Origin of the sequence: Streptomyces sp. NPDC057424, assembly GCF_042803315.1 — a bacterium.
Taxonomy (GTDB): Bacteria; Actinomycetota; Actinomycetes; order Streptomycetales; family Streptomycetaceae; genus Streptomyces.
Map to the genome: position 1 here is coordinate 265,053 of NZ_JBHVCP010000004.1, position 13,059 is coordinate 278,111.

General features: G+C 63.7%; 12 protein-coding genes and 2 pseudogenes. 4 read left to right on the top strand and 10 right to left on the bottom strand.

Features of this window, described 5'->3' with window-relative positions:
- Positions 1-615: 615 nt before the first annotated feature.
- The 3 genes from ACFU3E_RS06365 to ACFU3E_RS06375 all read right to left on the bottom strand — a co-directional run bounded on the left by ACFU3E_RS06365 (position 616) and on the right by ACFU3E_RS06375 (position 2,420).
- The gene (locus tag ACFU3E_RS06365) at positions 616-1,458 is read right to left on the bottom strand and encodes a protein kinase (RefSeq protein WP_384152865.1); all 843 of its coding nucleotides are present in this window, start codon (positions 1,456-1,458) and stop codon (positions 616-618) included.
- 71 nt (positions 1,459-1,529) lie between these two features.
- Complete coding sequence (locus ACFU3E_RS06370) at positions 1,530-1,973, bottom strand: glycine-rich domain-containing protein (RefSeq protein WP_384152868.1); 444 nt, start codon at positions 1,971-1,973, stop codon at positions 1,530-1,532.
- Between the two features lie 204 nt (positions 1,974-2,177).
- The gene (locus ACFU3E_RS06375; RefSeq protein ID WP_384152870.1) at positions 2,178-2,420 is read right to left on the bottom strand and encodes a hypothetical protein; all 243 of its coding nucleotides are present in this window, start codon (positions 2,418-2,420) and stop codon (positions 2,178-2,180) included.
- Between the two features lie 113 nt (positions 2,421-2,533).
- Between ACFU3E_RS06375 and ACFU3E_RS06380 the strand changes: the two genes are divergently transcribed.
- Positions 2,534-3,874, top strand: a complete 1,341-nt coding sequence (locus ACFU3E_RS06380; protein ID WP_384152873.1) for a hypothetical protein — start codon at positions 2,534-2,536, stop codon at positions 3,872-3,874.
- Here the strand turns inward: ACFU3E_RS06380 and ACFU3E_RS06385 are convergent.
- A complete protein-coding gene (locus tag ACFU3E_RS06385) occupies positions 3,852-4,385 on the bottom strand; it encodes an NUDIX hydrolase (RefSeq protein WP_366049322.1) in 534 nt (177 codons plus the stop codon). The genes ACFU3E_RS06380 and ACFU3E_RS06385 overlap by 23 nt on opposite strands.
- A 243-nt stretch (positions 4,386-4,628) precedes the next feature.
- Here ACFU3E_RS06385 and ACFU3E_RS06390 point away from each other — a divergent pair, with 243 nt between their 5' ends.
- A complete protein-coding gene (locus ACFU3E_RS06390) occupies positions 4,629-5,186 on the top strand; it encodes a hypothetical protein (RefSeq protein WP_384152876.1) in 558 nt (185 codons plus the stop codon).
- Between the two features lie 285 nt (positions 5,187-5,471).
- Here the strand turns inward: ACFU3E_RS06390 and ACFU3E_RS06395 are convergent, their stop codons facing one another.
- Both ACFU3E_RS06395 and ACFU3E_RS06400 read right to left on the bottom strand, forming a co-directional pair.
- A complete protein-coding gene (locus ACFU3E_RS06395) occupies positions 5,472-6,344 on the bottom strand; it encodes a WD40 repeat domain-containing protein (RefSeq protein ID WP_384152879.1) in 873 nt (290 codons plus the stop codon).
- 1,426 nt (positions 6,345-7,770) lie between these two features.
- Positions 7,771-8,097: pseudogene (locus ACFU3E_RS06400) on the bottom strand (IS701 family transposase); the annotation flags it as partial.
- A 128-nt stretch (positions 8,098-8,225) separates the two neighbouring features.
- Between ACFU3E_RS06400 and ACFU3E_RS06405 the strand changes: the two are divergent.
- Positions 8,226-8,663: pseudogene (locus ACFU3E_RS06405) on the top strand (IS5 family transposase); the annotation flags it as partial.
- A 5-nt stretch (positions 8,664-8,668) separates the two neighbouring features.
- Here the strand turns inward: ACFU3E_RS06405 and ACFU3E_RS06410 are convergent.
- Together ACFU3E_RS06410 and ACFU3E_RS06415 are read right to left on the bottom strand one after the other, a co-directional pair.
- Positions 8,669-8,992 (bottom strand): DUF6896 domain-containing protein, encoded by a 324-nt coding sequence (locus ACFU3E_RS06410; protein ID WP_384152882.1) that lies wholly within the window; start codon positions 8,990-8,992, stop codon positions 8,669-8,671.
- A 440-nt stretch (positions 8,993-9,432) separates the two neighbouring features.
- Positions 9,433-10,200: a transposase gene (locus ACFU3E_RS06415; RefSeq protein WP_384152885.1), complete on the bottom strand. Its 768-nt coding sequence runs from the start codon at positions 10,198-10,200 to the stop codon at positions 9,433-9,435.
- Positions 10,201-10,257: 57 nt separating this feature from the next.
- On the opposite strand from ACFU3E_RS06415, the gene ACFU3E_RS06420 reads away from it, so the two are divergent.
- On the top strand, positions 10,258-10,968 hold the full coding sequence (locus ACFU3E_RS06420) for a hypothetical protein (RefSeq protein ID WP_384152888.1): 711 nt from the start codon (positions 10,258-10,260) through the stop codon (positions 10,966-10,968).
- Between the two features lie 100 nt (positions 10,969-11,068).
- On the opposite strand, the gene ACFU3E_RS06425 is transcribed toward ACFU3E_RS06420, so the two are convergent.
- Positions 11,069-12,310 carry a hypothetical protein gene (locus ACFU3E_RS06425; RefSeq protein ID WP_384152891.1) on the bottom strand — a complete coding sequence of 414 codons (1,242 nt, stop codon included), beginning with the start codon at positions 12,308-12,310 and terminating at the stop codon, positions 11,069-11,071.
- Between the two features lie 361 nt (positions 12,311-12,671).
- Positions 12,672-12,983, bottom strand: a complete 312-nt coding sequence (locus tag ACFU3E_RS06430; RefSeq protein ID WP_384152894.1) for a hypothetical protein — start codon at positions 12,981-12,983, stop codon at positions 12,672-12,674.
- Positions 12,984-13,059 lie beyond the last annotated feature (76 nt).

Sequence of the window (13,059 nt, forward strand, 5' to 3'; positions counted from 1 at the left end):
CGGGGCCGCCCCTTTCTTTTTCCCGGCGCCGGGATTCGGGGGGGCCGCGGGGGGGGGGGGCCGGGGGCGGCCGCCGCTCCTTGTCTCCGCCACCGCTCCGGCGGCCCCCCGCCGCTCAGCGCGCACAACCGCCAGGGCGGACAACCAGACCAGGAAGCAACGCGCCCACTCCGAGCACCAGGACCAGGCCGGGACGCGTCAAGCTCGACCGCGCCACCAGACCGCCCACAGCTCACATCCGCACGGCCGATGGAGTCGCAGGGCATGTCGGCAACGCTCATGCGAGATCGAGGCCCAGGCCGTGACGTTTGGAAGAAGCGTGGTTGAGGCCGGCGAGTGGTTGCTGGAAGCACACGTGGCGGGTGTTCGTTCGGCTCGCCCGCCGTCATGGCTGACTTTCGGTGGCTCAGGTCAAGGCCCTTCCTCGTCGGACAAGATGAAGCCGAGGGTCCGCACCCGCATCCGAGCACGCCAACTGCCCCGGCTACCATCGGCACCGGGGTCCTGAACAGGGCTTCCGCGACCGGACCACCCGGAATGCTGTCCAGGCTGAGGGGTGGTCCGGTCTCTTGTTGTTGGTCTTGGTTATGCGAGCGCCGCCGGGCGAACCGGGCTCTAGAGGCAGCTCAGGGCCTTACCCACCTCGTAGATGGTTGGCCGGTCTTCGGGAGCATGGCTGAGCATCGCTTCGATCAACTCGCCCAACTCACCGGACGCCTTGACGGGGCGACGTCTGCCGTTGGCCACGGCCTCTCTCTGGACGGGCCGCGGAGCGTCGTCCGGGTACTCGACGGCCCGCCAACCGGTGGCCGAGATGAGCAGGGAGGCGCCGAGGGCGTAGATGTCGGCTTCCGGTGTGGGCTCGGCTTCCCCTGTGGCGAGCACGCTGCGCGCAATCTCCGGTGCTTCGTAGTGGACGAGGCAGCCGCGGAACGGGAAGTCGTATCCCTCGGGGACGTGCCCACCTCGGGCTAGAGCCAGATCGATGAGATGCGTCCGCTCCGGCCCGACGATGAAGTGGGCGGGCTGTACGTCGCCGTGGGCCCAGCCCTTGGCGTGCAGTTCGGCCAGCGCCTCGACACAGCCCAGCGCCACGCCGGAGTGCGGTGCGACGGACGAGCCTTTGCTACGGCAGGGCTCCCACAGGCGGTACAGGTCCGGCCCTTCATGCCACGGCTGGAAGTTCCACGTTCCGTGCTCCCATTCTCCGTACGCGAAGTCGTCGAATCCGAGGCGATGCAGCACGGCACCCTCGCGTGCGGGCGCGAGGGCGGTCCAGGGCTGGGCGGGCCAGTCGGCCGTAGCCTCGATCGGATAGCCGACCTTGACGGCGTAGTGACCTCGATGGCTCTGCACCTCCCAGACCATGGAGCCCCGGCGGTTCAGGACGAGGCGCTGAGACGTGGGCATGAGGGCGTCGAGCACCACGATCGGCAGTTCAGAGGGTGAGCCGGACAACGTCTGTTCTCCTTCCGAGGGAACGCGGCCGACCACGAGGCGAGGCCGGCCGCGCCGCTGCTGTCGTGTTGCTACGCCTGGCCGTACGGGCGGCCGCAGTCGGAGTCGCACTGGGCAAGGTTCGTGCCGTTCACGGTCCACAGGTCATCGAAGACCATGAAGCCCGCCGTCTTCATGGCGCGTGCCGAAGCGGCGACCTGCTTCGGATCACGGGCGCCACCACCGGGCTTCGGGTTGTGGTGCAGGAAGCGGCCCGCGTACCGCTCGCACAGGTCGGCGTACTCCTTCGTGTGCAGGATGAGCGCGTGCAGGCCCAGGTCCACGTCGTCTGACGGGACCATGGGGACGATCGCGGTGGCTGCGGTGACCACGAAGGCGACCGACTGATCCGCGATCCGCTCGGCACGCTCGGGTGACTGCCCGTTGTGGACGACCACGAAGTGAGCGAGACTCTGGAACAGTTCCTCGCCAGCCACCGCACGGCCGGACCTCTGGTCGTTCGCCGTTGCCGTCATGCGAGTACTCCTTCTAGTAGTGGAGCGTGGCACTTACGGAGTTGGAAGGCCGCCCCGAACGGCGGTGGGGGAACCGGGGAATGAGCATCCGTCCGGGGCGGCCGGTCTACTGGCCGACAGCGAGAGCCATGCCGATCACCAGGCCGCATGACCCGCTGATCATGATGATGAAGAGGACTCCCGCGTATCGGCCGATGGCGCGCATCACAGGCCGTCCCTGCTGTTGCCGTTCTTGACGGCAAGGCGGGCGCTCAATTCCTCCCGAGCACTCGGCTGCACCACCTTGTCCGGCAGGGCATCCCACTCCCGGCCGCCGCCGATGGGCCGTATCTGCACTAGGCCGCCGATCTCACTCATGACGATGCCGATACGTCCCCTGGCGGTGTCCTTCGCCAGTTCACCGATGCCTGGTCTGGTCTGCTGGTTGCTCGCCATGCAAGGGAGCATCGCGATCGGAGGGCCGTCGCTAAAAGGTCAGGCTGATTACCCAACTTGGGTAACATCGCGGGAAGTAGAGAACCAGCGACGTTGCGTAGCCCTCGCAGTGTGGGAGCTTGCCGATGCCCGACCCGGACCGGCCGCAGGAACTGCCGGCCAGGCTGCTCACCGATCCCGAGATGATCGATGCGTGTCGAGTCCGGGACTTCGCGAGAGTCTTCCGGCTGGTGAAGGTCAGGGCGGGCATCTACCCCTCGATGATCGCCCGGCGTTGTGACCTGACACCGAGCCGCGTGGGCGAAGTCATTGCAGGCCGCCGCCACTTGCAGCACATGGATGTCATCGAGCGCATCTCAGACGGTTTGCGCATCCCAGGAGACATGCTCGGGCTTGCCCGCCGAGCGTGGGAGACGCCCCAGGCCCTGGTGGTCGACGAGCGCGAGGCACCCCAGATACCGGAAGCCGAGCAGCCTGCCCCCGCGTCTCTGCCAGGTCCCGATGTGGACAGCATCTTGGCACTCGCCACTCGAACGAGCCTGAACGCGGCAACGCTTGAAGCCTTCCGCTCCTCCATCGAGGACTACTGGCGACGAGACGACCAGCACGGTGGCGAAGCACTGCGGCCCGCCATCGTCGGCCAGCTCCGCTATGTCGTCGGACTCTTGAAGGAGAGCCGACCGCCGTCGATCCAGAACGGCCTGTACGGCATCGCGGCCGAGCTGGCACGCCTGACAGGCTGGACCTACTTCGACGCCCGCCAGTACAACCAGGCTCGCGCGTACTTCACCGAGGCCCTGCAACTGGCGAAGGAGATCGACGACCGGCAGTTCATGGCCAACGTCCTCGCCTGTATGAGCTTGCAGGCGACCTACCAGGACAAGCCAGCGGACTCATTGGCACTCGTGACCGCCGCCCAGGACCAGGCTCGGTCAGCACTCGGTAGCACGCCGCGCGTTATGTCGATGCTGGCCATGCGGGAAGCATTCGCCCATGCCACCCTCGGCAACCGTGATGACACACACCGGGCGATCGGGGAAGCGCACAGCCAATTCGAGCAGATCGGGGCGAGCGATCCGGACCCCTCATGGGTGACCTACTTCGATGAGCCGAAGCTCATCGTGGACACGGGCATCGCCCATGGCCGACTGGGCGAAGCGGCGACCGCCGAACCCCTGATCGCAGACGCCCTGCGGCGGGAGCACCACACCAACCAGCGAGGCCGCGCGTTCCACTCGTTCTGGCTGGCCCGTACACAGCTGGACCAGGGCAAGCTTGACCAGGCGTGCCACACCGCCACGCAAGCTCTTGAGCCCGCGTCGGCGGTTGCCTCCGAGCGTGTGTCAGGGCATCTCAGGGAGTTCTACGAACAGTTGGAGCCGCACAGGCAGGAGCCCGTAGCTCTGGCTTTCGAGGCACGGCTACGGGAACTCCTCCCGCCCGTCAGCGGATCGCTTCGTCCATGAGCAGGTAGAGCAGACCGACGAGCGATCCACTGCTCACGACCTCGCGGCGGTCTATCATCCCGCGTACCTCTGAGAGCGGGATCCACTCGATGCGGTCGGACTCGTTCTTCTCCGTGGGCGGACCAGCGTAGGTGGCGCCGTCGATGCGGAAGACGTGGTGCTGCGAGTCGGTGATTCCGTTCGCCGGCTCGGCATAGATCAGAGGCTTGATGGGGCCGGGGCGCCAGCCGGTCTCTTCCAAGACTTCGCGGGCAGCAGCTTCTTCCGGGGTCTCGCCGTCCTCGACCAGGCCCATGGGCAGTTCCCAGGCCCATGAGTCCGTGATGAAGCGGTGTCGCCACATCATCAGGACCTCTTTGCGGTCGTTGACCACGGCGGCAACGGCCAGGTGCCGGAGGCGGACGACGTGGTACTCCCACCTGCGTCCATCCGGCTGTTGGACGTCGACCAGACACAGATTCACCCAAGGGTTGGTGTAGACCTGTCGCTCACCGTGGGTCTTCCACTCCATACCTGCGGCCCCTCTCGATCGGTCTCCAGGATCTCAGACCGATCCGGAGCCGGGTGCATGTTCCCCTCTTTTCGCGTCACCTTGACGAGATGTGCCGCCGAGGGCCCGCTCCCGGTCAGGACTGAGTGGCAGGCGGACGAACCCACGAGCGACCACGTTGCCATCAACAGGTGCCGTCAGGCGTCGCTGCATGTACTGGGGTGCGGGATCACCCAACGCCTTGCTCAATGCAAAATGCTTCGCATGGATCAGATCTGGGTTGTTCTCATCGGCTCCATAGCAGCAGGCATCTTCGTCCTCGGAGGTGCCTATATCGGGTTCCTCGGCGGTCGTCGCCAGACCGCAGACCAAGCCAACGTCGAACACGGCCAGTGGCTCCGCAATCAGCGTCAGGAGGCGTACGTACAGCTGCTTGATAGCTGGGACCAAGCTGTCGATGCGCTTGAGGAAATAGTTGATCACTGGGATGAACTTGATATGAACATGAGCAACCACGGCATGGAAGACGAGTTCCAACCGGAGATCGATAAGAAGGCGGGCCAGGCGTGGCAGTTGACGGCGAAGCCGTTGGAGCGGGTGGCGCTGCTGGGTCCGGAGCCGGTGGATGTGGCCGTTCTGCGGATGGAATCAGCGTTTGATGAGGTACAGGCGTGGCTGGTTCAGCAAGCGGCTCCGGAACCTGCGGAACGGGTGTGGGGGACGCGGTGGCCGGAGCTGGTGAGGGGTCTTCATAGCGCACGTCGAGAGTTCATGGTGGCTGCGAAGGAGGAAATGGGGCAAGCTCCGCGAGCAGGGCAATGACCCTGTCCTTGTGTCAAGGGCGAGCGGTATTTAGGGCTGCGACCACGGCCGAAGGGTCACCGTCGTACAGCAGGTGCGGTTCGTCTGCCTGAGGAGGGATGAAACGGGTGCGATACCCTGCGCGGCTTCCTGAACGCCGGACACTGCCGGACCGGCGTCACCTACCGGTGTATCAGCGACGGCGGCGACCAGACCGTACAGCGATCGCTGAGGCCCACCTGAGGTGTGACGGATGACCAGCTCCGTATTTGCTACCCCGGAGGGGCACTTTGTTGCGTGTGGCGCTTAAGACCACAGCTCAACTTCTCGGCGCCGAGTGACGGCAAGAACGGAGGAATCCAAGGAGAAGGCCACCGATGAAACGTCTGAGACATCCTTACGGTAGATCGAACGCCGGTCGCGTAGTGAAAAAACCGAAACTCCTGAACTGCCAACACAGGCTACGTGCCCTTCCAAAGAAAATGCAATTGCCCGAGTATGCCCCTCCCCAAGAACTATTTGTGCCGTGCGTTGATGATTGCGGAAGTCTAAAATTTCCACCCCTCTCCAGCCGGCGCAAGCGAGAAATTTCGCACCTTGATGAAATTTCAAAGCATTGACTTGTCCAGCGCGGCAGGGTGAATCGAAGATCGGCGTGAAGGTGGCGGGGTTCATGACAACGTCCCCAACTGAGGCCACTATTACTCTATCGCCAGTAGCGTACGCCAGCATTTGTGCGTCCGGAGACACGGCGAGTGCGGTTAGTTTATTTCGCGCCCCTTCAGTGAGGAAAAGATCCACCGGGAGGTGAATAGCATCAGCGCCTGGCCGCTTAAGGTGGATTCCAGAGCCTGCGGCACCCCAGACAATAGTCCCGTTGTCGGATATCGACATCAGTTCGACCTTAGGTGCTCTAAGCGTATCTGATAGCGTGTACTCACCAGATTTTTCGTCTCGATTCCAGACGGTCAACGGTCCAGTAATGCGGGCGCACACAAAGCGGCGACCGTTTTCAGAGAAAGCGAAGTGGGCGATGCTGCCTGTCCTTCGGTTTTGTGCATCCAAGTTGAACCGTTGAACTATCTCAAGGTTCACGACATCCCATCCCAAAATGTCGCCATCGCTGAGGGCGACGATTAGATTGTCGTCAGCGGTAGAGAATGAAGCGGAGATGATCAAATCGTCACATTGGGCGCTGGCCAGATATATGGGCGATCGATTCCTTCTCGCTAGAAGGACCCGCAGCGACAGGGGCCAGTCTGGCTCTGCGGACGCACGACGGACGTCGATGGTGAGAGGTTGTCGAGCTTGCGTGCGGACCTGCTGGCTGGACAACCTGCTAGGTGCTTCGTGATCAGGAGGCAGGTCAGGTAGCTGACTCCGCGGCGTGCGCTGAGCGTGGCGCGCGTCTTGAAGTGTGTTCCAGCGCTCGCGCCATGGAGCGAGCGCAGGATCCCGACGGCTTGGTGGCTCGACTTCTTGCCCATCTTCGAATGCCATCAGGGCACGTACGAGCCAGAGCAGACGGTCGATGGTCTGTGGAGCTCGCTTGCCAGCCAGGACTTCACTCACGGGGCCTTTAGCCATCACTGAAGCCCCAGGCATCACCTTCGCTCCCCACTTGATGATGCGGTCCAGAGAAGGCGAGCCGGCCTGACGCCGAAGGTCGCGCAGCGTGCTGCCTAGTTCTGTACACGCTCGCGCATAGGGCGTCTCTTCCGTCGCAGCCATGTCCCCCCTACATGTGTCGAGAGGTGCACGGTAGTGCCCAGCGAGTGCCGAACGGGCCGGAACGACGCAGAACAGTACCGAACAGTGATCTGGTCTGTTCCGGAGTGAGGTGAACATGGTCCGGTAGGACGCCGGTCTGTTCCATCCGTACTGGTCAGAGCTTCCCAGTGCGCCAGGGTGGTGGCATGACTCAGATGATGCCGCCTCAGGCAAGTTCGACACCTGTTGCCCCGGAGCCGGAGCCATTCCTGTCCCTGCGTACCACTGTCCTTCTGCTGACCGCCGTATTCCTGGGCAGCATCGTGGGCCTCCTTAGCCATTTGACTGGTGCAGGCGCCGCAAGCGCGCTCCTAGCTGGGCTCGCGAGTGCTGGTGCGTGTGTACCGGTCCTCGACTCCCTAGTGGGTAAGCGGTAAGCAGTACGAGACCCCGTCGTTCGTTCGTGCAGGGCCGGAAACCCGCGCCTCTTCCTGCCGGCCAACACAGCGAACGCCAAGTGTGAGAGGTCGGCGGAGTGGGTTTGGTCGGTGGCCTGCCAGGTCTGGGGTCGAGCATGGTCAGGGGGTCGTACGCTGGTTGGCCACTCGTGCACATTGCGGGCACTATCACTCAGGTGGGGTCGGTGGGAGCGGCTCTGCTGCGACCTGGGCGGACACTCGGCGGTGTCGTAGGGCATCGACTTGACGGCAGCTCTGACGGCAACGACGGCACACGCTCGCACGCGACCGCCGACCTGGGCGATCGGCATCAGAGACTGTCGTCACCCAGCAGGGCGCCCTGCCCGATCCTACGGATCAGAAGGTTGCAGGTTCGAATCCTGCCGAGTGCACACAGGCCAAAGGCCCCCCGGGATCATCCCGGGGGGCCTTTGACATCAACGGCTGACATCAACGCGGCCAGAAGCGTCGATCACTCCTCGGTGCCCGCCTCCTGCTCGCTTTGCCTCGCCGTCGGCCTGCGCTGCGAGTGCGGTCAGGGTGGCGTGGGCGAGCATGGACAGGGTGATGTGCCGGTACCAGCCGATGTAGCGGCGGACCTCGTACTCGTCCAGACCGCACTCGTTCTTCGCTGCTTGGAAGCACTCCTCAATCGCCCAGCGGGAGCCGGCGATACGGACCAGTTCGGCAAGCTCGATGCCGACGGGTGCGTAGGCGAGGTAGTAGGCGATTTCGCCGGGGTCGGAGAGGCTGCGGCGGGTCATCACCCAGCGGTGATGGGTCGGCGGATCCGGATCGAAGATCAGGTTGGTGGGCAGCTTGGCCGCGGCCCAGTCGTAGACCCGTGGCCCCCTGGCCCCCTCACCGCAGGACAGCCGCTGCCAGGCATCAAGACCGCGCCCGCCCCGGCTCCAAGCACCATCTGATCGTCGACCGCCACGGAACCCCGCTTGCCGTCACCCTCACCGGCGGCAACCGGCACGACGTCACCCAGCTCATGCCGCTGCTCGACGCAATCCCGGCAATCCGGGGCCTGCGGGGCCGCCCCCGCCGCAAGCCCCGGCGCCTGTACGCGGATCGGGGCTACGACTTCGACAAGTACCGTCGCCTGCTGTGGAAGCGCGGCATCAAGCCGCTGATGGCCCGACGCGGCGTCGCCCACGGTTCCGGACTGGGCAAAATATGCTGGGTGGTCGAGCGCACTTTCGCCTGGCTGCACCAGTTCAAACGGCTCCGCACCCGCTACGAGCGACGCGCCGATCTCCATCAGGGCCTGCTCGAACTGGCTTGCAGCCTCATATGCCTGCGCCGCCTGCGAACCTCATCCTGAGGCGATCAATTGGCGACGCTGAACCACCCCGGCCTCACTTCGGTCAGAAGCGGATGCAGGGAGCGCACTGCGGCCTGCAGGTCCTGATCCGTGACGTCAAGAGGCTCCGGCAGGCTCAGCCCGTACCAGCGCAGCCGCCAGAGGTCGAAGACCTCGCTCCCATCGGCTGCGAAGTCCACATCGACCTCAGTGCCGTTGTCGCATACGAAACGGCACCCTGCCCCATGAACCGTGTAGGAGTAGGCGCCGACCTGCCCACTCCGGCTGAACCGGCGCGAACGGACCAGGCCGAGAACATCTGCCAGTCGCTCAAGCGAGGGGGATCGCAACCCTCACAGCCTGGTCAATCGCGTTCAGAGCATGGACGTAACCGAGCACGAGGTCCCGTACAGCCTCAACCCGTTCCATACGGCGCCATCCCCCTGAAACCCGTGGTTGCAGGGATTGTTCCATGCGGCCGTCAGCGCCTCCGCAGCGCGGCATTCTGAAACGATCAGTTAGGGCCTCTGGTCTGCTGTGCACTCGGCAGGATTCGAACCTGCAACCTTATGATCCGTAGGCGCGTTCACCCCGAAAGCGCGCTCAGCCGACCAGTCATCCAGCACCGTCGATAGCAGTGATGGAGGCACGTCGGTGCATCTGTGTGCGTCGGTGTACGTGACTGTTGATGTCAGCCGTTGATGTCATGTCAGGCGCCGGGCTAAGGTCTGTCCCGTAAATGATCTCTGAATGGCCTCGGGAGTGGTTGGCCGCCGTGCGGGCCGCTGGCCTATCCGGCGAGGGCGAGGTTGTGCATACGGGCGATACCGAGCATGGCGTGGTGGACGCCGTCGCCTTTGAGGCGGCAGTCTCGGAGGATCTTCCAGGTCTTCATGCGGGCGAAGACGTGCTCGACACGGGCGCGGACCTGTTTGTGGGACTTGTTGTGTTCCTCTTTCCAGTCCGGGAGTTCGGTCTGGCCACGCTCGCGGCGGTGCGGGATGACAAGTCCGGTGCCCGGGTAACCGCCGTCGGCGATCGTCAGCGTGTTGCCGACAGCGGCCTTGGCGCCGGACTCCTCCCACGCCTTGCAGTCGTTGCGGTTCCCGGCGAGCGGTCGGCCGACCACGACCAGGCGGGTGTCGGCGTCGATGACGACCTGGTGGTTGGTTGAGTACCGATAGTTCTTCGACTGCGCTGCCACGGTGTGGTCGCGGGTGGGGACCAGGGTGCCGTCCACGATGAGCACGGTGTCCTTGGCGAACCGCTTACGGGGCTGGAGAGCGAGCATTGGCCCCAGATGGTCGATGATCCGGTCCGCCGCCGACTTGGACACCCCGAACAACGGGGCGAGCTGCCGCATCGTCAGGTTCGTGCGCCAGTACGCCGCGACCGATAGGGTCCGGTCCTCCAGCGGCAGGCTCCACGGCCGGCCCTTGCGGACCGCATCCGCACCCTCACGCCGCAGAACCGTCAGCAGCTTCCCGAACTGCCGCGGGCTCAGTCCGGTGAACGGGGCTATCCAGGACGGCTCCGACGCCGTGATCACACCAGCCACACCAAGATCATCTCACCTGCGGACAGCAGCCATCGGTACATCCCTTAGATTGACCTGATGGTCGAACCTGGTGGGCGGAACATGCGGGTGGGGCTGCCTGCGCACGCGATCGAGGTCGGAACCGAGCCTCTGGCCCGCCCGACGCGGAACTCGGTGGGCGGCTGGCCCTTCCTCGACGAGGACCAGAAGTGGCCGGACTGTTTCTGCGGCGAGCGGATGGTGCTGTTCTTCCAGCTCGATATCCCTTCGGACCTGGAACCTTTCGGCGGAGACCACCTCCTGGTCTTCCACTGCCGCGCGCACAACGATGCCTCCGACCCTCAGATGACCGGCGGCCGGCTCGTGCCCCGGTACTGGGACGCTCCGCAGCCGCCCTATCCACGTCCGTTCTGGCGGGTACTGCTCCAGCGTGACGCGGCGCTGCCAGCGGCGGAGCCCGAACCCTCCCTGCGCGCCCTGCCGCTGACGTTGCGACCCTTCACGGATGCCTCTGCCGGGCGGGGGCGGGGAGCCCAGATGTTCAAGGTGGGCGGTGTACCATCCTGGGCGCAGTTCCCCGAGCACTACCAGTGCGCATGCGGCACTGAGCTGGTGTATGTGTGCCAGGTGCCGGAGGACATGGAATTCGCCGTCCGCCCTGACCAACCGGAGCAGCCCTACAGCATCGGCGCCGACACCTACGGGCTCTTTCTCGGTAATGAGGTCTATCTGCTGGCTTGCCCAGCCCACTGTGACCCGGCTGCTGTTTGGCCCGTGAACCAGAACTGACCTCGGCACCGCTGACCTACCCGGCGGATGAGCATGCCAGCCAATACCCGTAGGTCATTTACGGGACAGCCCTTAGGCACCTCAGCGCCGCTCAGCCGACCTAGCTTTTTCCACTTACTCCGTCACCCGCGTCCACAGTCGTGGCCGGGCTAACGCTACTCAAGACCTCCTGGCCCTTATCGTCAACGAAGCGTGTAAGAGCAATCTGCCCGGCACCGAATATGGCCGCCCAGGCCAAGATTTGAGTCGACGTTTCCAGCTTATTGAGCCCCGGGACCACCCCAGCACTTATGAGCGTGATTCCGATCACCGCAGAGAGTGCACCCGTCGGAAGTTTCAAAAAGGTCAAGGCCAAGGGAATTGAATACGGAGTAGACGTTCCATCAAGCTTCCGCAAGGCGATAGCAGCTGTCAAAGCAGCGGCCGATAGCCCAATCACCTCGACAAGGAGAAGGTCCCACGCGCCTGGCGCATTGCCTCCCGCAGGACATACTGTCGTGGAAGGGTTCGGCGAGAAGCAGACACCGAAGGCAGATGGCTTTAGAGTTCCCAGAACCGCCAAGCCGATTGTTACAGCGAGAAGCATTACAGCCGAACCGTACAATATGTTACGGAAGCTTCGAGCTTGCATTTTATCGGAAGCGTCCACGACATGGGCGGCTCGAAGCGCACGAGAGGCAACATATCTACCGTACCGACTGGCCTGCCGTCCATTATGGCCACGCTTGTGATTCTTGCTTTCTTCAGAATGATTTGCGCTAGCCGCAGTACCGCCAAGCAAGGCCTCCAACTCCAACAATCGAGGATCTTCGACCGAAAGGTTCTGACGCGCAAGAAACAGCGCCTCTATCTGCAAGGCCTTCAAGTTTTCTTTCGGCGCAAGCTCCAGAAGGGTGCATTCAGCAGCGTGTATGTTGTTCCACGTTCGCTCGGTCGCAGCACCAGACAAGTTGCCATGGGTGCGAGCTGCCGCATCGCGAGCTGCGTCAAGATTCTTCTGCGCCCCGTCGAGAAGCGCCTCGGCGCGCGCATCATTTAGCGTTTTTCGGAGTGCCTCTGCTCTGGCATCCAGCTCGGTAATATGCGCCAGGGCAAACTGGCGCCACGAAGCCGCCTTCAGCCTGCCAGCGGGATTATCAAGATGGGGTGAAGCGGCCCACCTAGACATGTGTCTACGCCACCATGACTCGCCTGTCCTGTCCGTCGGCGACAGCTCTTTGAGTATCTCCTCGGCGGCTAGAATGTTATCCCAGGCGCGTTCCGCAGCCGCGCCAGTGAAGTTCGATATTGTTCGCGCTGCTGCATCGCGGGCAGCATCTAGGAGCGTTGCGACGCCTGCCAACAACGCGAGTGCCTTCTTGTCATCCGGGTCGGTCGTCGCGCGTATTGATTTTGCACGGGCTGCTAGTTCGGTAATGCGTGCCAGAGTGTACTGCCGCCACGGGGCAGCTCTTAGTCTCCCAGCAGGATCCTTCCGATGCGGGGAGGGGGCGGATCTTGACATATGTTCACGCGACAACCGTTCAATCGCGTGTCGGGACTCCCATGCTCTCGCCCACACTGAGAGATCTGAATTACCGCGAACCGGCGACTGTGAAGCCATGACCTCACGCCTCCCTCGCATACGATCGCACCACACACCAGATTAAGCCGAACGGGAGCGTCCGACCACCCGGGGGCACGTCCCGTTCGTTGCTGTCAAATCAGGTTGAATTGTCGTTAGTGCTGGTGAAATCGTTGTTTAGCCCTGTGTCCGCTCTCTGCTGGGGCACTTCAAGGTGTGTGGCAGCATCTTTGCGGCGCTGCTCATGAACGCCCACCGGCAAGAGGTCATCTGGCAGGGCCAGCTCACCCGCCTGACGTTGAGCGAGCCACCCGGAACGTCGGTGAGACGGCGTCTCTGTGCGCACGTGCTCGAATCCCAACCGTTCGTAGTAGGCGTGCAGCCCCGTGTTCGTGCGCCACGTGTAGATACGCACCCAGCTTCGGCCTTCCAGTGCTGCGAGGCGGGACATCCAGTCGATGATCCGTGTGCCTGATCAAGTGGACCTTCGAGCCCTTCTTGCCCCGGTCAACAGGATTCGGACCTGT